29 protein-coding genes and 1 tRNA gene are annotated in these 26,301 nt (G+C 57.0%); 2 read left to right on the top strand and 28 right to left on the bottom strand.

Annotation, left to right across the window (positions count from 1 at the left end):
* Positions 1 to 10: 10 nt before the first annotated feature.
* The 4 genes from fliE to AXE86_RS08430 all read right to left on the bottom strand — a co-directional run bounded on the left by fliE (position 11) and on the right by AXE86_RS08430 (position 2,234).
* On the bottom strand, positions 11 to 313 hold the full coding sequence (gene fliE, locus AXE86_RS08445; RefSeq protein WP_009753972.1) for a flagellar hook-basal body complex protein FliE: 303 nt from the start codon (positions 311 to 313) through the stop codon (positions 11 to 13).
* A gap of 26 nt (positions 314 to 339) precedes the next feature.
* Complete coding sequence (gene flgC, locus AXE86_RS08440; protein WP_050341467.1) at positions 340 to 795, bottom strand: flagellar basal body rod protein FlgC; 456 nt, start codon at positions 793 to 795, stop codon at positions 340 to 342.
* Between the two features lie 14 nt (positions 796 to 809).
* Positions 810 to 1,229 carry a flagellar basal body rod protein FlgB gene (gene flgB, locus AXE86_RS08435; protein ID WP_061946229.1) on the bottom strand — a complete coding sequence of 140 codons (420 nt, stop codon included), beginning with the start codon at positions 1,227 to 1,229 and terminating at the stop codon, positions 810 to 812.
* Between the two features lie 147 nt (positions 1,230 to 1,376).
* Positions 1,377 to 2,234 (bottom strand): Asp23/Gls24 family envelope stress response protein, encoded by an 858-nt coding sequence (locus tag AXE86_RS08430; RefSeq protein WP_061946227.1) that lies wholly within the window; start codon positions 2,232 to 2,234, stop codon positions 1,377 to 1,379.
* A 58-nt stretch (positions 2,235 to 2,292) separates the two neighbouring features.
* Here AXE86_RS08430 and AXE86_RS13365 point away from each other — a divergent pair, with 58 nt between their 5' ends.
* A complete protein-coding gene (locus AXE86_RS13365; RefSeq protein WP_071884715.1) occupies positions 2,293 to 2,451 on the top strand; it encodes a secretion protein HlyD in 159 nt (52 codons plus the stop codon).
* On the opposite strand, the gene AXE86_RS08425 is transcribed toward AXE86_RS13365, so the two are convergent.
* From AXE86_RS08425 to rny, 5 genes are all read right to left on the bottom strand, one after another.
* Entirely contained in the window at positions 2,427 to 3,257 is an 831-nt protein-coding gene (locus tag AXE86_RS08425; protein ID WP_061946225.1) for a PHP domain-containing protein, read from the bottom strand. The two genes, AXE86_RS13365 and AXE86_RS08425, sit on opposite strands and share 25 nt — an antisense overlap.
* Positions 3,258 to 3,276: 19 nt before the next feature.
* Positions 3,277 to 4,059 carry a TIGR00282 family metallophosphoesterase gene (locus AXE86_RS08420; protein WP_009753967.1) on the bottom strand — a complete coding sequence of 261 codons (783 nt, stop codon included), beginning with the start codon at positions 4,057 to 4,059 and terminating at the stop codon, positions 3,277 to 3,279.
* A gap of 24 nt (positions 4,060 to 4,083) precedes the next feature.
* Entirely contained in the window at positions 4,084 to 4,641 is a 558-nt protein-coding gene (locus AXE86_RS08415) for a hypothetical protein (RefSeq protein ID WP_039981380.1), read from the bottom strand.
* A gap of 24 nt (positions 4,642 to 4,665) precedes the next feature.
* Positions 4,666 to 6,441: a sensor domain-containing diguanylate cyclase gene (locus AXE86_RS08410; RefSeq protein WP_061946975.1), complete on the bottom strand. Its 1,776-nt coding sequence runs from the start codon at positions 6,439 to 6,441 to the stop codon at positions 4,666 to 4,668.
* Positions 6,442 to 6,555: 114 nt separating this feature from the next.
* Positions 6,556 to 8,112, bottom strand: a complete 1,557-nt coding sequence (gene rny / locus AXE86_RS08405; RefSeq protein ID WP_170950782.1) for a ribonuclease Y — start codon at positions 8,110 to 8,112, stop codon at positions 6,556 to 6,558.
* A 205-nt stretch (positions 8,113 to 8,317) separates the two neighbouring features.
* Between rny and AXE86_RS08400 the strand changes: the two genes are divergently transcribed.
* Entirely contained in the window at positions 8,318 to 9,394 is a 1,077-nt protein-coding gene (locus AXE86_RS08400; protein ID WP_039981378.1) for a M48 family metalloprotease, read from the top strand.
* Positions 9,395 to 9,447: 53 nt separating this feature from the next.
* Here the strand turns inward: AXE86_RS08400 and AXE86_RS08395 are convergent, their stop codons facing one another.
* The 19 genes from AXE86_RS08395 to flhA all read right to left on the bottom strand — a co-directional run bounded on the left by AXE86_RS08395 (position 9,448) and on the right by flhA (position 26,272).
* The gene (locus AXE86_RS08395) at positions 9,448 to 9,900 is read right to left on the bottom strand and encodes a hypothetical protein (protein ID WP_050341480.1); all 453 of its coding nucleotides are present in this window, start codon (positions 9,898 to 9,900) and stop codon (positions 9,448 to 9,450) included.
* Between the two features lie 10 nt (positions 9,901 to 9,910).
* Entirely contained in the window at positions 9,911 to 10,909 is a 999-nt protein-coding gene (floA, locus tag AXE86_RS08390; protein WP_009753961.1) for a flotillin-like protein FloA, read from the bottom strand.
* A 37-nt stretch (positions 10,910 to 10,946) separates the two neighbouring features.
* Positions 10,947 to 11,579 carry an NfeD family protein gene (locus AXE86_RS08385; RefSeq protein WP_009753960.1) on the bottom strand — a complete coding sequence of 211 codons (633 nt, stop codon included), beginning with the start codon at positions 11,577 to 11,579 and terminating at the stop codon, positions 10,947 to 10,949.
* Between the two features lie 43 nt (positions 11,580 to 11,622).
* Positions 11,623 to 11,898, bottom strand: coding sequence for a hypothetical protein (locus tag AXE86_RS12780; protein WP_138774477.1), 276 nt, complete (start codon positions 11,896 to 11,898; stop codon positions 11,623 to 11,625).
* A gap of 682 nt (positions 11,899 to 12,580) precedes the next feature.
* Positions 12,581 to 12,657: transfer RNA gene (locus AXE86_RS08375), tRNA-Pro, on the bottom strand.
* 89 nt (positions 12,658 to 12,746) lie between these two features.
* Positions 12,747 to 13,478 (bottom strand): hypothetical protein, encoded by a 732-nt coding sequence (locus tag AXE86_RS08370; RefSeq protein ID WP_198145254.1) that lies wholly within the window; start codon positions 13,476 to 13,478, stop codon positions 12,747 to 12,749.
* Between the two features lie 77 nt (positions 13,479 to 13,555).
* A complete protein-coding gene (locus AXE86_RS08365; protein WP_009753957.1) occupies positions 13,556 to 13,891 on the bottom strand; it encodes a hypothetical protein in 336 nt (111 codons plus the stop codon).
* 16 nt (positions 13,892 to 13,907) lie between these two features.
* Positions 13,908 to 15,506 carry a DUF342 domain-containing protein gene (locus AXE86_RS08360; protein ID WP_061946221.1) on the bottom strand — a complete coding sequence of 533 codons (1,599 nt, stop codon included), beginning with the start codon at positions 15,504 to 15,506 and terminating at the stop codon, positions 13,908 to 13,910.
* A 68-nt stretch (positions 15,507 to 15,574) separates the two neighbouring features.
* Positions 15,575 to 16,330 carry a FliA/WhiG family RNA polymerase sigma factor gene (locus AXE86_RS08355; protein ID WP_170950799.1) on the bottom strand — a complete coding sequence of 252 codons (756 nt, stop codon included), beginning with the start codon at positions 16,328 to 16,330 and terminating at the stop codon, positions 15,575 to 15,577.
* Between the two features lie 24 nt (positions 16,331 to 16,354).
* Positions 16,355 to 16,780, bottom strand: a complete 426-nt coding sequence (locus AXE86_RS08350; protein ID WP_061946219.1) for a hypothetical protein — start codon at positions 16,778 to 16,780, stop codon at positions 16,355 to 16,357.
* 15 nt (positions 16,781 to 16,795) lie between these two features.
* Positions 16,796 to 17,281 (bottom strand): chemotaxis protein CheD, encoded by a 486-nt coding sequence (locus tag AXE86_RS08345; protein WP_061946217.1) that lies wholly within the window; start codon positions 17,279 to 17,281, stop codon positions 16,796 to 16,798.
* Position 17,282: 1 nt separating this feature from the next.
* On the bottom strand, positions 17,283 to 17,909 hold the full coding sequence (locus AXE86_RS08340) for a chemotaxis protein CheC (RefSeq protein WP_061946215.1): 627 nt from the start codon (positions 17,907 to 17,909) through the stop codon (positions 17,283 to 17,285).
* Positions 17,910 to 17,968: 59 nt separating this feature from the next.
* Entirely contained in the window at positions 17,969 to 18,433 is a 465-nt protein-coding gene (locus AXE86_RS08335) for a chemotaxis protein CheW (RefSeq protein WP_061946213.1), read from the bottom strand.
* A gap of 19 nt (positions 18,434 to 18,452) precedes the next feature.
* Entirely contained in the window at positions 18,453 to 20,501 is a 2,049-nt protein-coding gene (locus AXE86_RS08330) for a chemotaxis protein CheA (RefSeq protein WP_061946211.1), read from the bottom strand.
* Between the two features lie 18 nt (positions 20,502 to 20,519).
* Positions 20,520 to 21,137, bottom strand: coding sequence for a CheB methylesterase domain-containing protein (locus AXE86_RS08325; protein ID WP_061946209.1), 618 nt, complete (start codon positions 21,135 to 21,137; stop codon positions 20,520 to 20,522).
* Positions 21,130 to 21,822, bottom strand: coding sequence for a flagellar brake protein (locus tag AXE86_RS08320; protein WP_061946207.1), 693 nt, complete (start codon positions 21,820 to 21,822; stop codon positions 21,130 to 21,132). Before AXE86_RS08320 ends, AXE86_RS08325 begins: the two co-directional genes overlap by 8 nt.
* 18 nt (positions 21,823 to 21,840) lie before the next feature.
* Positions 21,841 to 22,785, bottom strand: coding sequence for a MinD/ParA family protein (locus tag AXE86_RS08315; RefSeq protein ID WP_061946205.1), 945 nt, complete (start codon positions 22,783 to 22,785; stop codon positions 21,841 to 21,843).
* A gap of 1 nt (position 22,786) precedes the next feature.
* On the bottom strand, positions 22,787 to 24,187 hold the full coding sequence (gene flhF, locus AXE86_RS08310) for a flagellar biosynthesis protein FlhF (protein ID WP_061946203.1): 1,401 nt from the start codon (positions 24,185 to 24,187) through the stop codon (positions 22,787 to 22,789).
* The gene (gene flhA / locus AXE86_RS08305) at positions 24,188 to 26,272 is read right to left on the bottom strand and encodes a flagellar biosynthesis protein FlhA (RefSeq protein ID WP_061946201.1); all 2,085 of its coding nucleotides are present in this window, start codon (positions 26,270 to 26,272) and stop codon (positions 24,188 to 24,190) included.
* Positions 26,273 to 26,301: the final 29 nt, after the last annotated feature.

The following is a 26,301-nucleotide window of genomic DNA, read 5'->3' as shown; positions in this document are numbered from 1 at the left end:
GCAGTTTCAGTTATACCTGCATCCGCATGATTTCCTGATAGGCAGAAACGGCACGATTGCGCATCTGCAAGGTAAGCTGCAGGGCAATTTCAGCCTTCTGCCCTGCCACGATAACCTGAGAAACATCTTCCACCTCACCCGCAGCGAGCAGCTTCGTCTGCTCCTCTGATGCAAGCTGAAGATGATTGACTTCGGAGAGGGCATCTTTTAGGTAGGTGCCGAAATCTTTGCGTTGGGATTTGTCGATGGTCTCGCCCAAATGGCTGGGTGCACGCATCGTTACAGGAGTCATTTGCAGTGCTTGTACTTCCATAATGGATCCCCCTTACAATGTGTGCATCAGTTTCCGCCGCCGATGCGGAGTGCCGCATTGACCATGGACTTCGCTGCATTGATCGTCGTCGTATTCGCCTCGTAGCCGCGCGACGCCGAGATCATGTCGACCATCTCAGCGACGATGTTGACGTTTGGGCGCTCCACGTAGCCGTCTGCGTTTGCATCCGGATGCCCTGGCTCATAGACCAGAGGTCCCTGCGTGTTGTCTGCGCGAATGCCGACAGCACGTACGCCGTCACCGGGGCGCATGCGGTTCGACGCACGTGCCAGGAAGGACTCAAAGCCGATGCCATGTCCCTTCTCACGCGGCTGAAACACGACATAGCGGCGGTGATAGGCACCCCCGCCCTGCGTCCGCGTCGTATTCGCATTCGCGATATTGTTGGAGATCACGTCCATGCGAAGGCGTTCCGCTGTAAGCCCGGAGGCCGCCGTATCAATTCCCAAAAACATTCCCATATCATGCCCTCCGATCAGCCCTGACCACTGGTGATGACACTCTTCATCCTACTGATGTGTCCCCCCAGCTGATTGGCAAGTACATTGTAATAAAGTTGGTTCTTTGCGACCTCTGCCATCTCAACGTCAATGTCGACATTGTTGCCATCCAGGCGCATATTGGTCGTATTCTCCTGCTCGATGACACCGTGTGCCTTTCCGCGATACGCTAGCGGGAGGTGGCGGTCATGCGTACGCACGACTGGCATCAGCGGATCGTCCTCCAGCCCCAATTCCTTCTTCAGCAGATCCTCAAAGCGGACATGACTCCGCTTGAAGTTCGGTGTATTCACGTTGGCGATGTTGTTGCTGAGCACCTCATGGCGAAGTGTCGATGCTGCCATGGCACGGCTGCTGACATCTATCACCGAGGTATTGACCACCTGCTCCAGCATGAAACGTCACATTCCTTTCCTCGATATTTTTACGCACACAAAAATCGACATACGTAATAGATATATATTTAGTTCTACGTCCCCATAAAAAATCCTTTTGATTCTGCCTTTTTTTCTTAAAAAATGATAAGGCTTTTCGTCACTGCGTTATCCTTCGGCACGCAGAGAGGGCTGCGCGTCGACATAGAGGCTCTTGACCAGGATATCGACCTCGTGAACGACCATCCCCGTCATGCGCTCGATCTCCGTCTGCAGACGATGGCGCAAGGCGACCATGGTCTCCTTGATCGCATGTCCATAGGCGAAGACAACCTCCAATGAGACCGTGATGCCAAGATCGTCGTCCCCATGCACAATATGGCGGACGCGCGTCCCACCGACACGGTATACGTTCTCGAACTGCTCGGCGGCAATGCGCACGATGTTCTTGATAACTGAGTCGTCGATGATGAGTTTTCCATAGTAGCTGAATACAGGGCGTACGATGGAGCGCTCCCCGAGCTTGCGGCGCTTCGACGAGGAGGTCTTGAAAAAGCTCTTGATCGGGTCAATGAGATAACCCGAAAAATGTGGCTTCAGTTCGATGCTTGGTACGGGAATGATGTGCTCGCCGCGTTTCAGGCGGTGATACTGGGCGATCTCCATATCCTTCTTGGAGGCGACGTCCTCGATGCGGATGATCTTACCGACTGGACCGATACCAAGTGCCTTCGCGATCTTCTGCACCATATTCTCCGAGGTGCCGAGGATCAGGATGCGGCGCGGCGCACACTCTTCAATCGCGCGCCGTACCTCGGCGGCATGTCCCGGAAGGACGAAAATCGCACGCCGTACCGCCATGATGCGGTTCTTTTCCTTCTTTGCTGATGTGCCGCCGACCACTTTCCCATCTTTGATGAGGATGCCGTCATCAATGATGGCATCTGCGCCATTTTTTCGGGCGACCCACAGTGCGCGGTGACTTTTTCCCGTTCCGCTCGGGCCGACAAGGGCAATTACGTCCATTGTGTCCCTCCTCTTTTTAGGAATCACTGATAAAATGAAGTCTGCCAGATTGGCGTAGATTTTTAGTCCGAACAAGGAGGCAAACCGGACGCATAGCAAGGGCTATGTGGAGGATTTGCCGACACAGTGCGGGCAAAAAAGATGCGTCAAGATGGTAGTGCTGAATTTATCAGTGCTTCCTTTACGGTATCCTCACGTATGCTGCGGCGGGCGATAAAAATTTTCCGCATAGACATCCTCGATCGTGAACTGCCCGATCTTCTCTGTTCCGCGTCCGGGAAAGCCACGGTAATCCGAGCCGCCCGATACGAGAAGTCCATACTTCTGCGCCACATCCAGGTAGTGCTGCGTATCCTGCCTGTCGTAGGTGGGATAAAATGCCTCAACCCCCTGAAGTCCCTGCCCGACGAGAGTCATGATGATCGTCTCATCGCCGACAGACTTGGGATTTGCGAGGACGGGGATCCCGCCCGCCCCGCGGATGAGGCTGATGAGCTCTTCGGCAGAGACGCGGAAATGCGGCACATAGGCAGGCTGCCCACGCTTCAGCAGCTGGTCGAAGCAAGTGCGGACGGAGTCAAAATAGCCCTTTTTCACCAGCACGCGTGCAACGTGAGAGCGACCGATTGCCTTGCACATTCCCTCGTCCGTCAGCACCTCAGTCTCACCAATCTCATAACCGAGGCCGCGCAGGAGCTCCACGATCTTCGTGAAGCGCGTCCACCGTGCCTCGCTGATCTCCTCGAGTTTTTCCTGCAGCCCCGCATCGTAGATGTCGATGTTGTAGCCTAGGATATGGACGTCGTGCCCGCCATCGCCCGTGCTGAATCCCACCCCGGGGATCACCCGCAGGCTGCCGGAGGAAATGTGTCCGCTCTCATACAGCTCCGTCACGCCCTCAACCGAGTCGTGATCCGTAATGGAGATGTAGCGCAGCCCCGCAGCCTTTGCCGCTTCCATGATCTCCTCCGGCGTATTCCTGCCGTCGGAGAAGGTCGTATGGATATGCAAATCGCTTGGCATATATCTTCTCCTCGACTCCCTATTCCGCTTCGCGCAGCAAAAGCGGTTCAATCGTTGCAGGGCGCTGCCCCGCGGGATCAATATCCACGATGACCGCCGCGTATTCCGCAGGACCTTCTGCCATATCAAACCGCACAGGCATCCCCGTACGGAACTTCTGAATGACGAGATCCGTGCGCACGCCGAGCACCGAATTCTGTGCCCCGACCATGCCGAGATCGGTGATGTACGCCGTCCCGCCCGGCAGGATACGCGCATCTGCTGTCTGGACATGTGTATGCGTGCCGACAACGATGTCCGCACGGCCGTCCAGATAATGTGCCATCGCGAGTTTCTCCGACGTGGTCTCCGCGTGAAAATCCAGTACGATGAGATCCGCCTGCCCCTCCAGCACGGCAAGAATCTCATCTGCCTTCTGGAAGGGACAGTCCATCGGCGGCATAAACGACCGCCCCGAGAGATTCATCACGCCGATGCTCGCCGTCTTGGCGGGAAAGACGCAGAATCCTTTTCCTGGCGCCCCCTCAGGATAGTTGGCAGGACGAATGAGAAACGGCTCATCATCCACGAAGGAGAAAACCTCCTTTTTATCCCAGACGTGATTGCCCGAGGTGACAATATCGGCTCCGCCTGCATAGAGCTCATCGAGCGCCTTGCGCGTATAGCCCTTGCCGCCAGCCGAATTCTCTCCATTGACGATGACGACATCAATGCCACGCTCCGCGCGCAGACGCGGCGTAAGAGCACGAAAGGCACGCCGTCCCGCGTGTCCGACGACATCACCGACGATCAGTATGCGCACGGCGTCCCCTCCTCTCTTACTCCATCAGCGGTTATAAACCACAACCTGGTCGCGCTCCCGAATCCCAACGAGACGATCGCGCAGCGGCATCTCGCGTACGGCGGTCAGCATGCGATCGAGTGTCTCATGCTGCATCTGTCGGAATTCCGCATCGGGCAGGTCCGCCCCATGTACGTCCACGAGCAGCGCATCGCCGAAGCGATCGGTCAGAAGCTGTACCGTAAGCCCAATCTCCCGCTCCGTCACCTCATCCATCCGCCGTGCGAGATGCAGCATCATGAGCCCATCATGCCGCTCATAGGAGAAGTCCATCGCCGTCACAACACTCCCCTCGATCGCATGAAAGCTCTCAATGCTCTCACCAAGAAACGCGGTAAACGCCTCCGCCTCTGCGGGTGACAGCTGTGCGCAAACGAAAAAAGCCATCGTCAGCATTCCCTCGCATGGATCGTAGGAAACCGCCGCAATCTCAGGAAAGCAGACGAGCACGGAAGCGAGCAGCTGCACACCCGGACGTGCCTGTTCACGAGACGTTCGAACCGATCTTTGCCCTAAAAACATACTGCGAAAAGAATCCCACATGTTGCGCCCCCTTTCCATGACCGACTATTCCTCACTGCTCACACGCCCAAAGCCGAGCGCATATACCACATTGCGTCCTGCCTTCTTCGCCTGATAAAGTGCTTCGTCAGCATTCTTGAATAGCTGGAGCTCATTATCCTGCTCCGGATCGAAGGCAGCTACGCCGACACTGATCGTGACATTGTGGTGAAACGGCATTTTCGCCTCCTCCACCCTGCGGCGAATACGCTCCCCGACTCTGCCCGCAACTGCGAGCGGCGCCCCCTGAAGAATAATGAAGAACTCGTCCCCACCCCAGCGGCAGCCCGCATCTGAGCCACGGATCGTGTGGGAGATTGCATCCGACACCGTAAGAAGTACCTTGTCCCCCATATCATGTCCATAGGTATCGTTGACGCCCTTGAAGTGGTCGATGTCCATAAGGATGACCGAGAGTGGTGTCTTTTGCGTCTGTGAGACTGACACCGCCTCCTTCAGGAGGCGCTCCATCTCGCGGCGGTTCAGCAGATTCGTCAGCGTGTCGCGAATGGCAAGCTGCGTGAGCTGCTGATTCACCGTATGCAGCTCCTCCTCCGAAACACGGATGAAGTGCGACATGAATGCAAGCATTTTCCGATCGTAGGACAGCGGTGCCACGCGCTTTGGCTCCAGCTTTGCGGCCTTGACGTAATTGGATTTCTCCTTCATGCCTACGAGCAGGACATTCAAATTTGCCGGAACAATGCGTCGCCCAACGCGCCGAACCTCCGCGAATACAAATACAGTCGACGAGGGGAGCCCAGCGCAGGGGGACATTTCCGTCACGACATCTTCGCCAAGCAGGAGATAGTGCCCGATGCACGCCACACCGAAAATTGCCTGCGGTGAGAACGCAGCCATATCACGTGCGTTTTCCGCCGCCTTCGTGAGAATGCCGTAGGGGTCGCCGTAAGCAAGGCGAAACTTCGTCCCCGCCTGCATGGGCAGGCCGAAGGTGAGTTCTCCCGATCCCTCCTCTATCTTAAGAGGGACACGCGCGGAGACTGAGCCATCCTCCTCCTCGAAGCAGAGCGGGAAGAGTGCCGCATCCGAACTGAAGTCGCCATTCCCCTTGATGCCGAAATAGCGCTCATAGATACGCAGCGGTATGCCGCCGTCCAACTCCTTGACCGTGCAGCCGTCTACACGTGTCGCAACAATCTCACGGCCGAGTTCATTCCAGCCGAAGTTGCGTACTGCATGCGCATCCAGCGTCTCTCCGTGGAACACAATGGCGGCCATTCCAAGCCGCAGCTCCGCATCGTCCGCAATCAGATAGCCGTGCACTCCCATAGGCGGCGAATCAACAAAGGCTCCAAACACCGCGATGCGTTCGTCCATCGCAGTGCCCTCCTCAAGCAGTGCACCGAGCTGATCCATAAGGCCGACCACAAGGATTTCGACTGCCTTGGTATGCGGACGTGTGCCGATAAAGCGGGCAATACTCTCCTTTGCCTCTGATATCGGCGTATTTCCTTTGACCGTGACAAATTCCACCCGCGATGACTCAAACGCCGTAAAGGTCAGCATGGCCCCTTCCGTATCAAGGCACAGATCCGCCATCTTGAGGGCACAGGTATGCGCCAGGATCCGCGCATGCGGGAACATCTCCCGCACAGCATTCACCATGCTCCCTGCCTTCTCAGCCGGCATATCACAGGGGGCGGCAATCGTAATGAGCAGAGACTCCACATGCGGAATCCGATCCAGTTTTTCCTTTGCCTGTTCCGCCTTGCGCTGCGCATCGGCAGTCCCGAAAACAATATAGGTCAGCTGCTGCATGATGCACTCCTTGTTGAACGTCGGGCAGTTCCGCTTTTTCACCGCGGATATTGTCCATCCTCCATATTTCCCATAAATAAAGGGCAGATGTCCCCTATTTATATGTTTCTTGCCTCACTTCGCATAATCGACAACGCGCGTCTCACGGATCACCGTTGCCTTGATCTGCCCCGGATACTCAAGATCGCCCTCGATCTTCTTTACAATATCATGAACGAGAACTGCCGCTCCCGCATCATCCACCTTGTCCGGCTTTACCATCACGCGGATCTCACGCCCCGCCTGAATGGCAAAGCAGCGCTCTACGCCGTCAAATGACTCCGCGATCTCCTCGAGCGCCTTCAGTCGCTTGATATAGGACTCAAGGCTCTCTCGCCGTGCGCCGGGACGTGCTGCAGAGACAGCATCCGCCGCCGCGACGAGCACGGCCTCCACCGTTGTCGCCTCCTCATCACCGTGATGTGAAGCAATGATATTGATGACCTCCTTCGACTCACGGTACTTGCGTGCGAGTTCGGCGCCCACTGTGACATGCGGGCCCTCGATCTCATGGCTGACTGCCTTGCCGATGTCATGGAGGAGGCCGCCGCGCTTGGCGAGCATGACATCGCAGTCCAGCTCCGCCGCCATCAGCCCTGCAAGATGTGCGACCTCGATGGAGTGTGCAAGCACGTTCTGTCCGTAGCTCGTGCGATAGCGCATCCGCCCCAGCAGGCGCACCAGCTCGGGATGGATGCCGTGCACGCCCGTCTCGAACGTCGCCTGCTCCCCCGCCTCCTTGATGCGCTGGTCGACCTCACGGCGCGCCTTCTCGATCATCTCTTCGATGCGTGCGGGATGGATACGACCGTCCTGAATCAGCTTTTCGAGCGCAATACGCGCCACCTCACGGCGTACGGGATCAAAGCCCGAAAGAATGACCGCCTCGGGCGTATCGTCGATGATGAGGTCGATGCCCGTCAGCGTCTCCAATGTGCGGATGTTGCGCCCCTCGCGCCCGATGATGCGCCCCTTCATCTCATCGTTCGGCAGAGCAACGACCGAGACCGTCGTCTCCGCTACGTGATCGGCAGCACAGCGCTGGATGGCGACGCTCAGGATCTCACGTGCTGCCTTGTCCGCCTCGTCCTTCGTCTGCTGGACATATTCCTTGATCTTGCGTGCCTTTTCATGCTTCAGCTCTTCCTCTGCCTCTGCCATGAGCACGGTGCGTGCCTCCTCGGAGGAGAGCCCAGAGATGCGCTCGAGCTCCTGCCGCTGACTCTCATAGAGCGCGCTGACCTCTGCCTGCGTCTTGTCGATGCGTGCTTCCTTACGTGCGAGACCTTCCTCCTTTTTCTCGATGGATTCCAGCTTGCGGTCGAGATTCTCCTCCTTCTGGATCGTACGACGCTCCATGCGCTGCAGTTCACTGCGGCGTTCCTTCGTGTCACGCTCAAAGTCCTGCCGCTGCCGCTGGATCTCCTCCTTGGCCTCGAGCAGTGCTTCCTTCCGCTTCGTCTCCGCCGCCTTCCCGGCCTCGTCGACAATGCGTTTTGCTTCACTTTCGGCTGATCCTATCTGTGCCTCTGCCGCACGCTTGCGTGCCGTATAGCCGGCTGCAGCGCCAACGCCAATGGCGATAATTATCATGAGTATTTCCGTAAAGATAACGGCCACCTCCTCGTTCATAAATAAGCGCATATTCTTATATATTTTAATGTGTTTTGTGGATGGTGTCAAGAATAGCGCCCCCTCTGCACACGCAGGAGAAAAAAGTCCTACTCTCCTAAAACCTGCTCTGCGCTTACAGCGACACGCTTCTTTCCCTCTGTACTGGACAGAAATATTTTCATCCGATATAATATGTTCATCGGTTCATATGTTAGGAGGAATTATGAATAAGAAAAAATTGATGCGAAGTGGTGTCGCACTTGCTCTCTCCATCTCCATGGCGGGTGGCATTACCCTCAGTACCCCAGCCGTGGCCGAGGCAAGCACGGGCAACATCATCGGTGCGATCGTCGGCGGTATTGCAGCGTCCGCTGAGATGAACAAGGAGATTAAGTACTACAACACAACTGAGGAAGGTCGTCAGGCGCTGAACAATCAGCTGCGCGAAAAGTACGGGGTCAATGACGACTACGCGCTCAACAATCAGCTCGACCGCATCTTCACCAATCTGACGGCGGCGATCGGTTCACAGGACGCGACCATCTATGACCGTCCGTACCTCTATTTCATCAACAACGAGAACAGCTTCAACGCATTCTGTACGCTCGGACATAATATGAGCGTCAATACGGGGCTTTACAACTACCTCAATAACGAGGATGAGATCGCCGTCGTCCTCGCCCATGAGATGGGGCACGGGCAGAAGGATCACCCTGCAAGGGGCATGAAGCGTTCGCTCGGGCCTGCGATTCTTGCGAGTGCGACGGGTACGGTGCTCGGTGCAATCGCCGCCAATATATGGAGCGGACAGGGACTCACCAAGCCGATGGAGTGGGAGGCAGATAACCTCGCCTTTGACTACATCTCGCACTCTCCGTACAACCCAGGAGCAACGGCAGCGGTATGGCAGCGTGTCATCGATATGGACGGCAACAACTCCGCCAATGTCGTCTCCATCATGTCCGGTGCCGCCGATCATCCGTCGAATGCCTCGCGCCGTGACAACTACGCCAAGAAGCTGACTGAGATGAGCGGCGGCAAGGTCACAGTGAACAACGGCACCGTCTATATCAACAAAAAGGAGTTCGTGACCCCCGCCCCTGCCAACGGTATGACCTCGGCGGAGCGCGCCTACTTCGTTATGGGTAACCTCGCGGCAGCCTATAAGAATGGGCACGCCGCTGCGGATGCGTACGCGGACGGCTCCACGGTCATGCTCGGCGCACAGCCCATCATCACAGCGGTGGAGGGTGACCGCAGTGCGGCAGACATGGCAGATCAGCTGAATAAGATCAAATAAGAGAATCACAAAAAAACGAGGATTGCCGATGTGGCAATCCTCGTTTTTCTTTGCTATCGCTGCGGAAAGCGGCGCAGAGCACGTGGCTTCCCCAAGATCTCCGCCATCACGACCGCCTGCTGCATCGTCTGCGGCGTCCACTGCGGCAGCCCTTGCATCGCAGGAGATGCTGCAGCAGACAGTATCTCAGTGCGCCGTTCCTGCGCGGCGCGTTGCTTCTCCGCATGCTGGTGGGCCGCCGCCGCTTTCTCGGTGGCTCTGCGCTCCGTCTCCCACTTTTCGCGCAGGGCGCGCTCCGCCTCCGTCGGATCGACGGTCCCGATCTCGATGCGGCTGGGGATGCCGCGCATCGGCGGGATCTCGAACGCACCGCCTTTCTGTCCCCCGCGCCTCTGACGGGGAATCTCCTGCGGCACGGTCGGCGGCGGAACTTTTTTCTTTCCGCGCACACGGTCATCGAGCACGCTGATCGCGATCAGGATGCCGACTACGACGAGAAATTCCATGGTGCATTCCTCACTTTACGGGGACAGACGGATGCTTGTCATCCTGCTTCCCCGATGCGCTGATCGCATGGCGCATATCCGTATCCGACTGGATGTTGTTCAGCTGATAATAGTCCATGACACCGAGCTTGCCCTCGCGCAGCGCCTGTGCCATAGCGTGCGGCACCTCTGCCTGCGCCTCGACCACCTTGGCCTCCATCTCCTGCGTGTACGCCTTCATCTCCTGCTCACGAGCAACTGCCATCGCGCGGCGTTCCTCCGCCTTTGCCTGTGCGATGCGCTTATCCGCCTCCGCCTGATCGGTCTGCAGCTCTGCACCGATGTTCCGCCCGACATCGACATCGGCAATATCAATGGAAAGAATCTCAAATGCCGTTCCTGCGTCGAGGCCTTTGCCAAGCACAGTCTTCGAGATGTCGTCCGGATTGGCAAGCACGTCATTGTGACTCTGCGAGGAGCCGACCGTCGTCACGATGCCTTCGCCAACACGTGCAATGATCGTCGGTTCCCCTGCACCGCCAACGAGGCGATCGATGTTCGCACGCACCGTAACGCGCGCCTTGATTTTCAGCTCGATGCCGTTCGCTGCCACAGCGGAGACAATCGGCGTCTCGATGACCTTTGGATTGACACTCATCTGCACCGCGTCGAGCACATCGCGCCCCGCGAGGTCAATTGCCGCTGCGCGCTCGAATGGGAGGGCGATCTGCGCGCGATGCGACGCGATCAGCGCATCCACCACCTTGTCCACATTACCGCCTGCGAGATAGTGTGCCTCGAGCTGGTTGACGCTCACATCCAGCCCTGCCTTATTCGCCTTGATGAGCGGCAGAACAATGCGGCTCGGCGGAACGCGGCGCAGGCGCATCCCAACCAGCGAGACAATGCCGACCGAGACATTTGCCGAGATCGCCGAGACCCACAGCCCGAGCGGAACAAAATGCAGAAAGATCGAAACCGCCAGGATAACGATGACAACGAGGAATGCTCCTCCGAATAGTGTACCCATGAAAACCTCCTAGATGTATGTTCATCCATCCGAAATATTATGCCTCACGTACTACCACACGGCTGCCGCTCACAGACAGGACGACAACGCGCGTCCCCTTTTCAATAAATGCGCCCTCCGAGACGACATCAACAGGGCGGCCGTCAATCTGTACCGTTCCCGCAGGCCGCAGCTCCGTGAGCACCTTGCCCATCTTCCCAATGAGATCAACTGCCCCAACGGCACTGACATAGCCCTCCTCCGTGCGCGAGCTATTGTGAAGGACCAGCTTGTTCCACAGCCGGCTCGATGGCAGACGGGCAACGACGAGCAGGAATACCGCCACAGAGATGGCAAGCGCGATGCCGAGCGCAGCGAGTGCGCCGATGTCGCCGCCGAGCGCGAGCACTATGCTGTAGAGCATCGCTGCAACGCCCAGCCCCGCGAGCAGTCCGACCGTTGGCAGCAAGATCTCCACAATGATCATCAGCACACCGACAAGAAACACCGCGATGTGATAGAACTCCACCAGACCGCGCGTATACTGGCTGCCCCAGAACACCGCTGCCGCGACAATCCCGAGCAGGACACCGACGCCCAGCCCGCCCGTCTTGATCTCTACCATAATGGATAGAAACATCACGGCGAGCAGCAGCACCTGCAGCACGCCACGATCTACGATAACATCCATACCTGCCCTCCTTCGACAGATGCCGCATACGCCATCCGTCCGATCACGCTGCAAAAGAAAAACCGCCCCTACGTCCCAAACGTGAACGGTGTATTTCATAGCCATGTGAAGAAGCAGCCGCCAGAGAGGGGTCCTCCTTTTCTGTCTTTATGATAACAGATTCACACAGCGTTCGCAAGATGTTTGTATAGATTCTGTCAATAGCAGCAAGACCATGTACCAACTTTTCATCCAAATCGTTGCTGCTTGCACTTTCCGAAAAGCATTTGTATAATGCCTGAAGAGAACCACTAAAGGCAAAGGCGGCTAACTTCTTCACCTCTCCAACTCTATAAGCGGGAGGTGGTGCACTATGGGTTATTACGAGTTCATTTTAATCATTGTTCTCGTCACTGGCTACATCGTTGCCATAAAAAAGAAATAACCGCCCTACTTTGACACGGTAAGCGGTTATTCCGTTATTCTGTGAAGGAGTAGCCGCCCTACGGTGGTTCTCCTTTTTTTGTACCTCTATCATAGCAGACACAGCGCATTTTTTCAAGATATCCCAACACGGATTCTGTAAAACGTTGATGCTCTTATAAAGCGTTGCTAATTGCACTTTCCCGCCATCGTTTGTATAATGCCAAAAGAGAGACACAACAAGTAGGGCGTCTATTCTCTTCACCTCTCCAACTCTATAAGTGGGAGGTGGTGCAATATGGGTTATTACGAGTTTATCTTAGTGATTGTACTCGTCACTAGCTTGATCGTTGCTATAAAAAAGAGATAACCGCCCTGTCCTTCAAAACGTGAGCGGTTAATCCGTAATTCGTGAAGAGGTGACGCCTTGCGGTGTCTCTCTTTTTGTATCTTTATCTTAGCAGATTTGTCCTCTGTTTTCAAGTCACCTCAACGCTGATTCTGAAAAACGGCATCGCTCAATCCTACACGTACGCTTCCCCATAATAAAAAGAGTACTCAGCATCACATACTGAATACTCCAGCAATGTTCAAAAGAATGGTCGGAACGACAAGATTTGAACTTGCGGCCTCTTCCACCCCAAGGAAGCGCTCTACCAAGCTGAGCTACGTCCCGAACAGTGGCTATTATACCGACCTTTTCGCATCTTGTCAAGGAATCGCCGATAAAAATGAAGTCCGTCAAGTGTCGGATTTGTTTCTTTCTCAAGCCTTTTGCGTCATCTGCTTCATCAGGCGAAGCGCACCGATCTCGACACCGGTCTCACGCGCAACCTGTTCGATGGTGCGTCCGGCGCGCAGGAGGGCGCGTGCCTTGCCCATGGACTCATCTTCCTGCGCGGCGGGCTGCATCTCTTCCTCCGGCATACCGTCCTCTTCCCGTGATGCGGGAACCGGCGTCTGCTGCGGCACAGGTGGCGGAGGCGCAACGGGACGTGCCTGTGGCTGTACCTGCATCGCAGGCTGCATGGTTTGCTGCGGATGCGGTGCAGCGGGCATCGCTGCGGGAGCGGTACTGCGCATCTGCTCGCGCAGGATGGACTGATGCAGGACGGCGGCAAAGGCATCGCCGTCCGTGCGCTGCGCCTCCGTCAGCTGAACCGAAGGCGGCATCGGAGGAACAGTGCCCGCGTGTGATGCGGTATAGGCCGCAGGGGGCACGGTTCCGCCGAGGTCGCGAAGACGGCGTTCGAGTTCTTCGATACGTTGCTGGAGTGCCCACTCGAGGCGCTGTGCATCCACCACACGCGTTTCCAGCTGCGTGCACCGCTGATCTGCCTCACGCAGAAGTCCTTCGAGTTTTGTCACGTGGGTGCCTAGGCGCTTGATGATGGTGTCCGCCGACTGTCGGAGCTCTTTTTTTAGTTTCTCGATGGATTCTGCCAGTTCCTCATCATCTTCCTCGCTGCGCTGGCGGCGATGGATGATGTAGCGCACGATGAGGAGCAGTACAGCTCCCAGTATGATGAGTGCGCCTAGGATTTCGGTGATGGAAATAATAACAGGCCGCCTCCCTACAAGCTAATATCAAGATGCACACCACGATTGGGGTCAGCAGCAAGCCGCTGAAGGAGTTCTGCACCATGATCCTCCCGCTGCTCTCGTCCGCCCTGTCCCCTTCCACGCTGTCCCTGACGGCGTTCTCGTTCCGGATCGTCCTTGACACGCGCGTCGTCACTCGCCTTTTCCTTCGCACGCACCTGCTGACGTGCGAGCTCCGCATCCTGTTTCTGGCGCAGGGATTCAAAGGTCTGCTGAACATTGACCTGGTTCTGCATATTGCTTTGAACATTCCCCGCCTCATTGGACTGCGGGATCATCATCTGCATGCTGATTGGCGTGACGTTCATGGTGCTGTCTCCTTTTCTACAGAATGCCTGTGACGACTTCCCCTTCAAGAACCTGCAGCTTAGCATGGCGCAGTTCGCTGTCCACGGTCTTTTTCACCCCACTGATGATGATGTTGACCCCCGGGAAAATGGTATCCGACACCTCGACGGAGCCGTTCTTCATCTGCTCCAGTTCCTCGCGCATCTCCTCCAGCTTCTCCTTCATCCGCTTGATCTTAGTTGCCAGAGAAAACTGCACATGGGTCAGTTCGGCAAGCTGTTCTCTACGGCGTTCCGACAGACTCATGAGCGGTTGTTTTTTCAGCGTTTCAAGGGCAAGCCGCACCTGAATCAACTGCTTATCCGCCGCCTGATATTCTTTCAGCAGGTTGTCGTATTTGTGCTTGAGATTCGGATCGATGCCGACATTGATGTTGGTCTGCACATAGAAGTTATTCCCAAGGATTTTTGCGCGTATGGACTCCCCTGCCCCAACGGAGCCGCCCGTAATAAATCCGCGCTGCCCCTCAACAGTGACATGGTGCCCTGCGCGCATCACCGAGTGAAGCACGACATCATTGACGAAGATATCGCGCTCTGCTGTGATGTTCGCATTCTCAACGAAGGCAATGCTCACATCCTCGCGCGCATGGATCTTCCCTACGTTCATGCCGCGGATGCCGCCGTGTACGATGACGTTGCGCCCCTCGACCTCCGCACCGCCGATCATGCCCTTGATCTCAACATCGCCCGCGGCCTTGACGGAGAAGCCGCTCTCGACGTCACCGCGTATCTCCACACTGCCGGCAAAGTCAATATTGCCCGTGCCCACATCGACACTGCTGTCGATGACAAGATGTGGGTCGACACTGACCTTCTTCCCGTCATCGACGATCTGCCCATCGATGACGGCGACCAGCTCGTCGTTGTTGACCACCTTGGTATTCTTTCCCTGTGGAAGATTGATCGGCTTTCCGGGTCTCGACGCAACCTCCTCGCCGAATACATTCTTCCCCGGGATGCCCTGTGTCTCCGGGATACGGACGACAAGGACATCACCGATTGCCGCCCGAAGAAAGATGTTCATGTCCTTGTAGTCGACGCGGTCAAAGGCTCGCTCTGCGGGACGCCCCTTGACGCCCATGTCGAATTTCTTTTCGAGCCGTGCATCTTCGCCTGCGACGGGTGCTGTCCCGCGCGCCGCCATAAAGGGAGTGAGACGCGCAACGCCGCGCCCAATCGCTGCGCGGTCAATGCCGTAGACGACCTTCTTCTCCTTCAGCGCATCCAATACATCCGCGACGGACGGCGGCAGATTTCCCTTCTTATCGTCGAAGCGTACTGCTGCCGACATTGCATCGTTCGGGATCTCGATGGTAAAGGGGATGGTGAGGTTATCCTCCCCATTCTCAGCGGCAGCGTTAAGTTTTTCCTCAACCCCCTCCGCCGCACGCACGAGATGCGCGAGCTGGAGGACATCGTAGTCCGTAACGCCCGCCGCCTCGATCTTCTCACGCAAAGCGGACAGGTCAACGACGTCCGCATCCGGCTCCTCCGGATAAACGGTAAGGTAGGCGCCATCCTCACGCAGGGCAAGCTGAAAGCCCTCTTTTCTTCCCCCAACGATACGTTCCATAAGTCCCACTCCAGATCCTTCATAATTGCGCTTCGATTACAACGATTTTCGTTGGGGCGATGCGCAGGTTAACCAACATCATTCATCCGTGCCAGAGAGCCCCGCATACGGAAGATTGCCTTCGTATGCAGCTGGGAAATGCGCGCCTCCGACAGGTGGAGAACAGCCGCAATCTCCTTTAGTGTCATTTCGTCATAATAGTAGAGCGCCACGACCGTCCGCTCCTTCTCGGGGAGTTTTTCAATCGCAGCAGCAAGCGTTTCCTTGATCTCCGTCCACTCTGCATGCTCCACAGGACCATCCTCGAGGGATGCCTGAGCATCGGTGCGGAGATACTCCTCAAGGGGGATCACGGTCGCTGCACTGACCTGGCTCTCAAGACGATGTAATTCCTCTATGCTGAGATCCATTTCCTCCGCCAGCTCCTGATCTGTCGCCGTACGCCCAAGAGTCCCTTCCAGATGAGCTACAGCTTTTTCATAGCGCTTGATGTTCTGACGTACGCTGACGGGAATCCAGTCCTTTGCACGCAGGTGGTCAAGGATCGCGCCGCGTACGCGTACGCCCGCATAGGTCTCAAATTTATTGCCGCGTGTGAGCTCGTATCGCTCGATCGCATCGAGCAGGCCAAAGAACCCACTGCTCAGAAGATCCTCCCGGTCGACGTGCTGTGGCAGGCTGATGGCGATGCGTCCGGCAACCAGGCGTACGAGAGGGAGATAGTGTTCGGCAATACGGTTTCGCACCTCAACGGTCCTTTCCGTCTCATACGCCTTCCACAGAGCCTCAATATCCTCTTCTATCGGCTCCGCCATCTGCATCATCTCCTCTCCGCGCATCCGCCAGCTCTACGCCGGGGCCGCTGCCGTGCGTTCCTCACCCGTCGACGTCTCATCCACCGGCGGCTCATGCGCCTCATCCGGTGACGTCATGTGCGTCAGCGTCTCCGCCGACAGCGGACGGAAATCCTTGGGCTCAGCAAAGGCAATTGCATCCTCTGCGCCGTCGTCCTCTGCGTCAAAGTCGATGTCATCGGCATCATAAACGATCTTCTTCATATCTTCCATGCGCTCGTCCGGCATCTTGTCGTACGCTGTCCAACCTTTTGCCTCGAGAATGAAGGTGACAAGATAGGTAAATGCACCGGCACAGACGAACGCGATGAGGCTGCGCAGAAATGCTGTGCCAATACGCGCATCGGTAAAGAGCCCCGTCAAGAAGACGACGAGAGCAGCGATCACCGAAAATGCGAGCGCCATCCCCACTTTAAACAAGAAATCACCTTCCCCCTAGATGGTTTTATCCCCTTTGCTGACGGTCTTGACGGTATACGTACCGTCATTCAAGTCGATGGATACGGTGCGTCCATAGTTGAGCCCCGTATCCTCGGCGATGAGGCGGATGCCATGTGCCGCCAGAAGATCCTTTGCCGCCTGTGCATTTCGCTCGCCGACGCGCATGACACTTGTCGAGTTGGAGAACGCAAACATCTGCGCTCCGCCCGCGATCTTTGCAACGAGACGGGACTTTACCCCCCCAAGTTTCAGAACGTCCGCCAGCATGAGCGGAAATCCCGTATCGATGAACTTCGCCGGTGTATCGGAGGGGCGTGCCTGCTTACTGTCCGGCAGCATATAGTGGAGCAGGCCGCCCACTTTTTCCTTAGGGTCATATAGTGAAAGGCCGATGCAGGAACCCAGTCCATAGCTGATGAGTGTGGCGGGAGCCGCACCGACCTTGTAGTCGGCCATGCCGACTTTGATCAAATCCGGCATATCATCCAACTCCTACCGCATTCATAATGCTGCCCAATGAGCCCGGATCAGGGACAAGGAAAAAATGTCCCTTGATGCTGCGGTCATCCGCGACAAAATTCGTCTCTATGAGGAGTGCGTGATCCCCCATCTCTCCGAGCTGAACCAGAACAACATTGAGAATCGCCCCCGCCATGTCCACGGCAAGTGCCGGCACGGACGGGAGCATGCTGATCCCCGTAAAGCTATAGAACGCATTGAGGTATGAGCCAGCAAGGATGTTGCCGACCTCCATCAATGCGGATTCATCCATCGGACTGAGCTCCGTCGTTGTTCCAACCTCACGCCCGCACATCGTATCCGCGAGAGCAAACGCGCTGTCACGCGGAATGAGAAAAAGGATGTTGCTCGGTGCTTTTCCGTAAACGCGCAGGAAAATACCGACGACCACGAGTTCCGGTCCGCCGACAAATTCCGGTACATCTTCAATTGGAACCAGTGCCACCTGCGGCACATTCATCTCGATGCGATGCTGGATCAGACGGGAAAGTGCCGTTGCGGAGTTGCCCGCGCCGACATTTCCGATCTCCTGCAGCACATCGAGCTGCATATCCGACAGATCTGTCAGGTCTTCCCCTTCTACAGTCATGGACTCAATCCTTTTCTCATGCGGTGCAATTCTTTAAGGAAGCACTGAACACGCCGATGTTACTTTGCCTCCTTGAGCCCGACGATCTCCTCCAGGTTGAGCAGGATGATCAGTCGACCTCTGATATTTCCAATACTGCTGATAAACTTGCTGCTCTCGCGCGCATTGGTTGCCTTCTTCGTATCGACAGGCGCGTTTTCGAGACTCAGCACCTCTGTCACTGCATCGACGAGCATGCCGACATGGACATCCTCGACCGATACCGTAACGATACGCGTACGATCGGTATACGGCGTCTCCGCGAGACCAAGGCGCTGTTTGAGATCAATGACCGGAAGAACAGCACCACGCAGGTTGATGACACCCTTGATGAAGTCCGCCGAATAGGGGACACGGGTGATATCGGTGAGATTGCGGATCTCCTGCACGTTCAGAATGCTGACACCATATTCTTCATCACGCAGGTTGAATGCCACGTACTGGTTGTTCTGCGGCGCGCCGCCCTGATTCATATCCTCTGCCATCTTCTTTTCCCTCCCCTGCTCACTGCTGAATCATCGTTGCGACATCGAGAATGAGTGCAACTCTACCGTCGCCAAGCACCGTTGCTCCGCCGAAGAGCTTGAGTCCGGCGAAGAGGTTCCCCAGTGTCTTGATCACGATTTCCTGCTGACCGATGAGGTTGTCCACCACGATGCCTGCCTTCGCCTCGGCGGCATGGACAACGACAACAAAGAGCTCCTCGGAGTCCTTCACATGCGGTACCTGCAGTGCCTCCTCCATGCGGACGATCGGAATGATCTCACCACGCAGGACGATGACCTCCTTGTTCTGGATGGTCTGGATATCCGTCGGTTCAATGTTGACTGTGCTGTCGATGGAGGTGAGCGGAATAGCGTACATCTCTTCCTGTACACGGACAAGCATCGCCTGGATGATCGCGAGCGTCAGCGGAAGCTTGATCTTAAAGATGGAGCCCTCGTCGATGTGCGTCTCTACATCGACGTGCCCGGAGAGTGCCTCGATCTTGCTGCGTACAACGTCCATGCCGACGCCGCGTCCCGAGATATCGGTGATCTTCTCTGCCGTGGAGAAGCCAGGCAGGAAGATGAGGCGGACGGCATCCGCATCGTCAAGGCGGTCTGCCTCATCCTGCGTGATCATGCCCTTTTCGACCGCTTTGCGGCGAATCTTATTGGCGTCAATGCCCGCGCCGTCATCCGTAATCATGATGACGACGTTATTTCCTTCGTGACGTGCAATCAGGCCGACCTCACCGACGCGCGGCTTGCCCTTTGCCTCACGGGCATCGGGACTCTCAACGCCGTGGTCGAGGGAGTTTCGCAGAAGATGCATGATCGGATCGCCAATCTCGTCGATAACGGTACGGTCAAGTTCCGTCTCTTCGCCCTCGATGGTGAGGTTGATCTCCTTGCCCAGTTCCTTCGATACGTCGCGCACCATGCGCGGAAAACGGTTGAACACGGCACTGACTGGAACCATGCGGACCTTCATGACGATGTTCTGCAGATCGCCCGTCACACGATCCATCTGTTCGAGGGTCTCCATGAGATCACTCATGCGATGAGTCTGTCCGATCTGTTCAAGGCGCACCTTATTGATAACCAACTCGCCCATGAGGTTCATGAGTGTATCGAGTTTCTCGATGTCGACGCGGACGCTCTGACTCTGGTGCTGCTTCTTCGGAGCCGCCTTTGCTCCTTCCTTCTTCGCCGGAGCTGCGGCCTTCTTTGGCGCAGCGGCTGCTGCGGCTGGAGCGGCAGGAGCCGGCTCAGCCGGCTTGGCGAGCGCATCAGGATCGAGCTCCTCCACACCGATGTCCTCGATCTCAGAGACGGTATCAACGGCATTCGTCACAGCCTCAGCGTCGCTTGCCGTTGCGAGTACGATATCGAAGCTGCGCTCAAATTTCTCCTGCTCGAGATCCTCTGCCGGGGGAACGCTCTTGATGACATCGCCGATCTCATCCAATGCATGCATGACCATGACGGAACGCGCTGCCTTGAGCACACAGCTCTCCATCAGCGTAACCTTGACATGGAAGACGTTCATCCCGGCGTCCTTCGCCTTTTTCATGACATCGAGGTCGATGTCATCAATGCCGAGATCGCTCCCCGCTCCGCCGGATGCATCACCCGCCGCCGGGGCAGCCGAAGCTCCCCCTGCAGCAGGAGTTGCCGCCGGAGGAGGCGTTCCCTTGGAGATAGAGCTGAGCTTAGCGACGAGGTCGGAGACATCGACGACATCCTCCGCCTCACCGTTGCCGACGCTATCCACCATCTGCTCCAGTGAGTCAAGGCACTTGAAGAGCGTGTCCATGATGTCCTCGTTGAGCTTCAGCTGTTCCTTGCGGACAAGGTCAAGGACGTCTTCCATCTCATGCGTCAGCTCCGCGATCTTCGCGAAGCCCATCGTCGCAGACATGCCCTTCAGCGTGTGAGCGTTGCGGAAGATGTCGTTGACGACACTGATCTCCTCCATGTTCTCTTCGAGGCGCAAAAGGCCTTCGTTCAGGGACTGCAGATGCTCATGCGACTCATCCAGGAACATATCCATATACTGGTTATCCATTGATATTCCCCCTACTTCCTATCTTCTCACAGCCGCCTGAATCGCTCCCGCGATCTTGGGCAATGGGCATATCTCATCGGCCAGCCCTGCGTCGACCACGGATTTTGGCATTCCGTAGACGACACAGGTCGCTTCATCCTGCGCAATGCAGTAGCCGCCATTTTGCTTGATCCGGCGCATCCCTTCCCTACCGTCACATCCCATCCCCGTGAGAATGACGGCGACGACATCGTTCCCTAGATGCGCCACAGAGTCGTACATGACATTCACCGCAGGACGGTGATTTCCAACGGGCGGCTCATCGCTAAGTGCGATACGCCGTCCCCCCGCCTCCTGCCGAACGCGCAGCTGCCGATTCCCCGGCGCGATATAGACGCAGCCGGGCCGCAGCACATCGCCGTCGCAGGCCTCCCGAACCTCAACACGGGCAACTCCGTTCAGGCGCTCCGCCAGCGCTCCTGTGAATCCTGCCGGCATGTGCTGAACGATGACGACGGGACAGGGGAAATGTTCCGGCAGCCCCGTAATGACCGTCTGCAGTGCCTGTGGCCCGCCTGTCGATGAGCCGATGGCGACAATTCGACGGTTCTGTGGGGCTCCGCGGACATGGGCCTTACAATGCTGTAAATCAGTCATTCTTCACGCGCTCCACTTGAGCACGCTGCACTTGGAAGAGATAGCGGACAATCTTATCCCTCATGCTGCGTGACAATGCCAGAAACTGGATGCCGATGTGATAGACCGGCGTATCGCCCTCACGCTCCACGCGCGTTACGCGCATCACCTTCGACATCATCTCAATCGTCCCAATGCCGGGAATATCATTGATATCGAGTGCCACGCCGGTATCGATGGGCAGGCGCTGCGGCCAAATAAACGAAAGTCCGCTGCCGCTGAGATCAACGATCGGCACATTCGTCGGCGCATCAATCGTCCCCTCGGCGTCGATGTGGCGGATCGTCGCCGTAAGATTTACCTTGGTACGGAATAGCCCACGCTTCTGGAAGCGCTCGACAAACTCAGGGATGGAAATGCGCAGCGTCGGAATACGCCCATCATGACGTCCATGCCCGCGGTGTACGCTAAAGAAGCGATAGTGACAGCCATCGCCCCCTGCAAGTACATACAGATTCTCGCCGACACGGGGGATGATCGGAACGAGCCGCTCATCCACGGGCATCGCGACGATGAGATCATCGCCGACAATGTCCTCTATGCGGCTGGTATATCCGGAAGTCCCCTCCTCGGTATTTTCAAAGAATATTTCCAATCGCTGTCCGATGAATAAAATACTCCTTGCCTCTACCAATTCGCCCGCCATCTAAAATTTCCTCCTTGGCTAAGCCGAAAAGTTAAAAATTTGTTGCAAAAAACCTTTCCAGCCTCTTTTTACTTTCATTTCTTCCCCGGTGATAATCGCCTCTGCCAGTGCATCAATGCAGCGCGCCGCCGCAGATGTGGGTGCCGCCTTGATGAGCGGCTGCTGACGCCGTACTGCCCTCGTCACGGAGGCGTCCTCAAAGACATAGCCGAGGCAGTCCACGGGCATGTGCAGGAACTTCTCTGCTGCCCGTTGGAGTTTCAGTGCAACCTCGCGACTCTCTTTTGGCTCATAGACACGATTGATGACGAGGCGGAGATTTTTCTGTACGGCGTAGATGCTGTACGCCTTCATGACGGCGTACGCATCTGTCAGCGAGGTCGGCTCCGGCGTCGTCACGAGGATCACCTCGTCCGCCGCGAGGATAAAGTCCATCACATTGCGCCCCAGCCCTGCGCCTGTATCAACGAGGATCACATCGGCACGCGCGGCACAGTCGGCGAGCTTCTGCTGCAGGAGCAGCTTCTCCGCACGATCGTATTCCAGAGCCTTCTCAATGCCCGAGCCGCCCGAGATGTACTGAACACCATGCGGCGACGCAACGATCACATCGTCCAGTTTGATCTCCGGCCGCAGGAGATCGAGCAGATGGCGCCGCGACGAGGTGCCGAGCATCACGTCGACATTCGCCATTCCGAGGTCGGCGTCGATGACGAGCACGCGATACCCCTTATCGCGCATTGCAATCGCCAGATTGACGGCGATGTTGGTCTTTCCGACACCGCCCTTCCCGCTGGTGATCGCAACGACGCGTACATCTGCCCATGCCTTCGCCTGAGCAGACGAGAGCATCGGCCGTTCCGGCACTGTCTGCTGCGCAGGGGGAGGCGGCTGCGCCTCCGTGGGGGCAGGCTCTCCCTCGGCACCGACCATCTGTCGCAGCCGCGTTGCCTGATCTGTCATATCATTCCCTCAAAAGCAGTTCCGCCAGCTGCTCCGCTGTCGCCGGAATGATGTCGTCCGGCACGCTCTGTCCGTTGGAGAGAAACGAAAGAGGCAGTCCGCGGTTGGCAAGAAGATTGAGCACCATCCCGAACGTCTGCGTCTCATCCATTTTCGTAAAGATGATGCAGTCGGGTTTGCACGGAGCAAAGCGTTCAATGATCTGCACGGCATCCTGCTCCTTCGTCGTCGCGCTGACGACGAGGTGCTTCTCCATCCGCGCATACGCGGCAAGCAGCGAGGTCAGCTCCTCCATCTGGAATTCGTTGTACTGGCTGCGCCCCGCCGTATCCACGAGGACAAAATCCTTGCTGCGGTGACGCGCAATCGCCTTTTTGAGATCTGCTGCCGAGTAGACGACCTCGACGGGAAGCCCCAGAATCTCCGCATATTTTTTGAGCTGCTCCACCGCCGAGATGCGATAGGTATCTGCCGTGATAAGCGCTCCCTTGAGATTCTGCTCCAGCACAAAATGCGCGGCGATTTTTGCGAGTGTCGTTGTCTTACCGACGCCCGTCGTGCCGATGAAGGCATAGACACGCGCGCCGTGCGTCCCGGGTTTCAGTCCATCGGTGAACTGCATCACCTGTGACAGGTAGCCCGCCAAAACACCTGCAGCGCGGGGGTCAAGGCTGTCGAGATTCGCATCGGCGATGGGAATCTTCCCCGCCATATCCTCGCACAGTTCCTCACGGACATCCTGCTTGACGAGCGCATCACGGATGGAGACCACCTCTTTGGGTTTGTTTGCCGCCATCATGGAGGCGAGCATCGTCTTCATCTGCGCAAGCTCATCCTCGAGCATGCGGATGCGCTCTGCCGAGCGGTCCTCATCTGCCACAGGGGCAGATGGCTGGGCTGCTGGCAGCTCTGCCACAGGCGTGGGCTGAGGCACCGTCTCATAGGCGGGTGCCTGCGCCGGAGCAGCGACAGGGGGCTGTGCCGGCGGAACATAGCCATCCTGCGGATAGGCGGGTGCCGGGGGTACCGGTGGTTCCACCGGTGCAGCAGGCGGCGCCGCATAGGGCAGCTGCACCACGTCGGGGGCGTAGACATCGTACACGGGCCCCGCCTGAGGGGCGGCTCCTCCCTCTGAACCTGCCGTTTCATTCATCCGATATCGGTTCACCACATTGGTCGGCAGGATCGGCGATGCCGGGGGAACATAGGCCGGAGACGGCTGCGGCGCCCGCTGCTGTGATTCATCCACCGCAGCAGTCACCTCGATCATCTCCGCGCCGCCAAGAACACCCCCCTCACGATATTTCTTCGTGTGGAGGAGCACGGCATTACTGCCGAGTTCGTCCTTGATCTGCTCCATGGCCTCCTTGACCGAGGATGCGCGTACCGTTTTAACCTGCACTTAGATCTTCACCACCCCAAGGATTTGAATTTCAACATTCTGTTCGATTTCCGCGTGCGAGAGAACAATGAGGCCCGCGATCGAGCGCTCAACTAAATTACGGAAATACGGACGCACCGTCGGACTCGTGAGCACAATCGGCTGATAGCCCTGATCAGTCAGCTTACGGAGCTGTTCCTGCAGCGCCGTAAGGAGTTTCTGCATCGTATCAGGGTCGAGGCTGACATAGGAGCCATGCTCGGTCCGCTGTACGCTGCCCGCGATCTTGTTCTCGATGGCAGGATCAAGCGTAATGCAGGGGAGCACCCCGTTCTGGACGTTCTGCTGCGTGATCTGCCGCGCCATGGCGTGACGGACATACTCCGTCAGGACGTCCGTATCCTTCGTTGCTGGCGCGTAGTCGGCAAGCACCTCCAGAATCGTGCTCATATCGCGGATCGAGATGCGCTCGCTCAGGAGATTGGCGAGCACCTTCTCCACTTCGCCCACGGTGAGCAGATTCGGAACGACCTCCTCGACGAGAGCCGCGTTGGTCTTCTGGAGATTGTCGAGCAGGTTCTGCGTCTCCTGACGCCCGAGGATCTCCGCCGCATGCTCCTTGATGATCTCCGTCAGGTGGGTGGCGAGCACGGAGACCGCATCCACGACCGTGTAGCCGTTCAGCTCCGCCTGCTCGCGTTCGTTCTCCGAGATCCAGAGTGCGGGGAGACCGAACGCCGGCTCCGTCGTCTCGATGCCCGGCACCTCCTCAAAGACGGTTCCCGAGTTCATCGCGAGATAGTGGTCGAGCATCAGCTCGCCGCGCGCAATCTCCACGCCCTTCAGCTTGATGATGTAGGCATTGGGTTTGATCTGGATATTGTCGCGGATGCGGATGGTCGGCACGACGAGTCCGAGCTCCAGTGCACATTGGCGGCGAATCATGACGATGCGGTCGAGGAGATCGCCGCCCTGCCCCGTATCGACGAGCGGGATAAGGCTGTAGCCGATCTCGAGCTCCATCGGATCAACCTGCAGGAGCGAGACGATATTTTCGGGCGTCGTTGCTTCCTTCTTTGCCTTGGCTTTCTGCTCGACCTGCTGGACTTCCTGCTCCACCGCCTGACCACGATGGAGATTCCATGCGATGAAGCCGCAGAGTGCCGCGAGGGTAAAGAACGGAATGCCCGGCAGTCCCGGCATGATGGCGAGGAAAAGGAGCACACCCGTGAGAATCATAAAGATGCGCGCGTTGCGGAAGAGCTGCTTGACGAGATCGCCGCCGAGGTTCCCCTCTGCCGCCGAGCGCGTGACGATGATACCGGTTGCCGTCGATATGAGGAGCGCAGGGATCTGTGCGACGAGCCCCTCACCAACAGTCAGCAGCGTATAGGTCTGGAGTGCCTGCGCCGCATCCATATCGCGCTGGAGCATCCCAATGACAAAACCGCCGCTGATGTTAATCATCATGATGACAATGGCGGCGATGGCATCGCCCTTGACAAACTTCGATGCACCGTCCATTGCGCCGAAGAAGTCCGACTCGCGCTGCACCTTCTCGCGGCGGCGCTTCGCCTCCGCATCTGTAATTGCCCCTTGATTGAGATCCGCGTCGATCGCCATCTGTTTGCCTGGCATCGCATCGAGGGTGAAGCGCGCCGACACCTCAGCAACGCGTTCCGAGCCCTTCGTGATAACGATGAAGTTCACAATGACGAGGATAACGAACACGATAAAGCCGACGACCGCATTGCCGCCGACAACAAAATTTCCGAATGCCGTAATGACCTCGCCGGCGTTCGCATTGAGCAGAATCAGACGCGTTGACGAGATATTCAGCGCCAGCCGAAAGAGCGTCGTAATGAGGAGGAGCGATGGAAAGACGGATAGATCCAGTGCCTCCACATTGTAGATCGCCGACATGACGACGAGCAATGCAATGGTGATATTGAGACAGATCAGGACATCCAATAAGACCGTCGGCAGTGGAATGATCATCATAATGACGATCGTCACGATGGCGACGGCGATCAGAACATCGCTGTATCGCTGTATGAAACTGCCGGACGAAAGAGGATTTACACTGCCGGTCTGCGGTGCTGCCATGCTCTTACTCACTCCCCTTGTTCCCGTTT

Source organism: Selenomonas sp. oral taxon 136, from assembly GCF_001554015.1.
GTDB lineage: Bacteria > Bacillota > Negativicutes > Selenomonadales > Selenomonadaceae > Centipeda > Centipeda felix.
This window is presented reverse-complemented; position numbering and strand designations above follow the sequence as displayed.

Excerpts from the sequence above, each read along its gene's own strand:
- AXE86_RS08355 (WP_170950799.1), bottom strand. The coding sequence starts at position 16,330 with ATGATGCAGATGGCGGAGCCGATAGAAGAGGATATTGAGGCTCTGTGG.
- AXE86_RS08425 (WP_061946225.1), bottom strand. The coding sequence starts at position 3,257 with ATGCCAAGCGATTTGCATATCCATACGACCTTCTCCGACGGCAGGAAT.
- rny (WP_170950782.1), bottom strand. The coding sequence starts at position 8,112 with ATGAACGAGGAGGTGGCCGTTATCTTTACGGAAATACTCATGATAATT.
- floA (WP_009753961.1), bottom strand. The coding sequence starts at position 10,909 with ATGGGTACACTATTCGGAGGAGCATTCCTCGTTGTCATCGTTATCCTG.
- AXE86_RS08330 (WP_061946211.1), bottom strand. The coding sequence starts at position 20,501 with ATGGATAACCAGTATATGGATATGTTCCTGGATGAGTCGCATGAGCAT.
- AXE86_RS08400 (WP_039981378.1), top strand. The coding sequence starts at position 8,318 with ATGAATAAGAAAAAATTGATGCGAAGTGGTGTCGCACTTGCTCTCTCC.
- flgB (WP_061946229.1), bottom strand. The coding sequence starts at position 1,229 with ATGCTGGAGCAGGTGGTCAATACCTCGGTGATAGATGTCAGCAGCCGT.
- AXE86_RS08340 (WP_061946215.1), bottom strand. The coding sequence starts at position 17,909 with ATGACTGTAGAAGGGGAAGACCTGACAGATCTGTCGGATATGCAGCTC.
- AXE86_RS08395 (WP_050341480.1), bottom strand. The coding sequence starts at position 9,900 with ATGGAATTTCTCGTCGTAGTCGGCATCCTGATCGCGATCAGCGTGCTC.
- AXE86_RS08360 (WP_061946221.1), bottom strand. The coding sequence starts at position 15,506 with ATGGAACGTATCGTTGGGGGAAGAAAAGAGGGCTTTCAGCTTGCCCTG.
- AXE86_RS08315 (WP_061946205.1), bottom strand. The coding sequence starts at position 22,785 with ATGACAGATCAGGCAACGCGGCTGCGACAGATGGTCGGTGCCGAGGGA.
- AXE86_RS08325 (WP_061946209.1), bottom strand. The coding sequence starts at position 21,137 with ATGACTGATTTACAGCATTGTAAGGCCCATGTCCGCGGAGCCCCACAG.
- AXE86_RS08410 (WP_061946975.1), bottom strand. The coding sequence starts at position 6,441 with ATGCAGCAGCTGACCTATATTGTTTTCGGGACTGCCGATGCGCAGCGC.
- flgC (WP_050341467.1), bottom strand. The coding sequence starts at position 795 with ATGGGAATGTTTTTGGGAATTGATACGGCGGCCTCCGGGCTTACAGCG.
- AXE86_RS08430 (WP_061946227.1), bottom strand. The coding sequence starts at position 2,234 with ATGGACGTAATTGCCCTTGTCGGCCCGAGCGGAACGGGAAAAAGTCAC.
- flhA (WP_061946201.1), bottom strand. The coding sequence starts at position 26,272 with ATGGCAGCACCGCAGACCGGCAGTGTAAATCCTCTTTCGTCCGGCAGT.
- AXE86_RS08365 (WP_009753957.1), bottom strand. The coding sequence starts at position 13,891 with ATGAACGTCACGCCAATCAGCATGCAGATGATGATCCCGCAGTCCAAT.
- AXE86_RS08345 (WP_061946217.1), bottom strand. The coding sequence starts at position 17,281 with ATGCCGGATTTGATCAAAGTCGGCATGGCCGACTACAAGGTCGGTGCG.
- fliE (WP_009753972.1), bottom strand. The coding sequence starts at position 313 with ATGGAAGTACAAGCACTGCAAATGACTCCTGTAACGATGCGTGCACCC.
- AXE86_RS08415 (WP_039981380.1), bottom strand. The coding sequence starts at position 4,641 with ATGTGGGATTCTTTTCGCAGTATGTTTTTAGGGCAAAGATCGGTTCGA.
- AXE86_RS08335 (WP_061946213.1), bottom strand. The coding sequence starts at position 18,433 with ATGGCAGAGGATATGAATCAGGGCGGCGCGCCGCAGAACAACCAGTAC.
- AXE86_RS08385 (WP_009753960.1), bottom strand. The coding sequence starts at position 11,579 with ATGGATGTTATCGTAGATCGTGGCGTGCTGCAGGTGCTGCTGCTCGCC.
- AXE86_RS08320 (WP_061946207.1), bottom strand. The coding sequence starts at position 21,822 with ATGGCGGGCGAATTGGTAGAGGCAAGGAGTATTTTATTCATCGGACAG.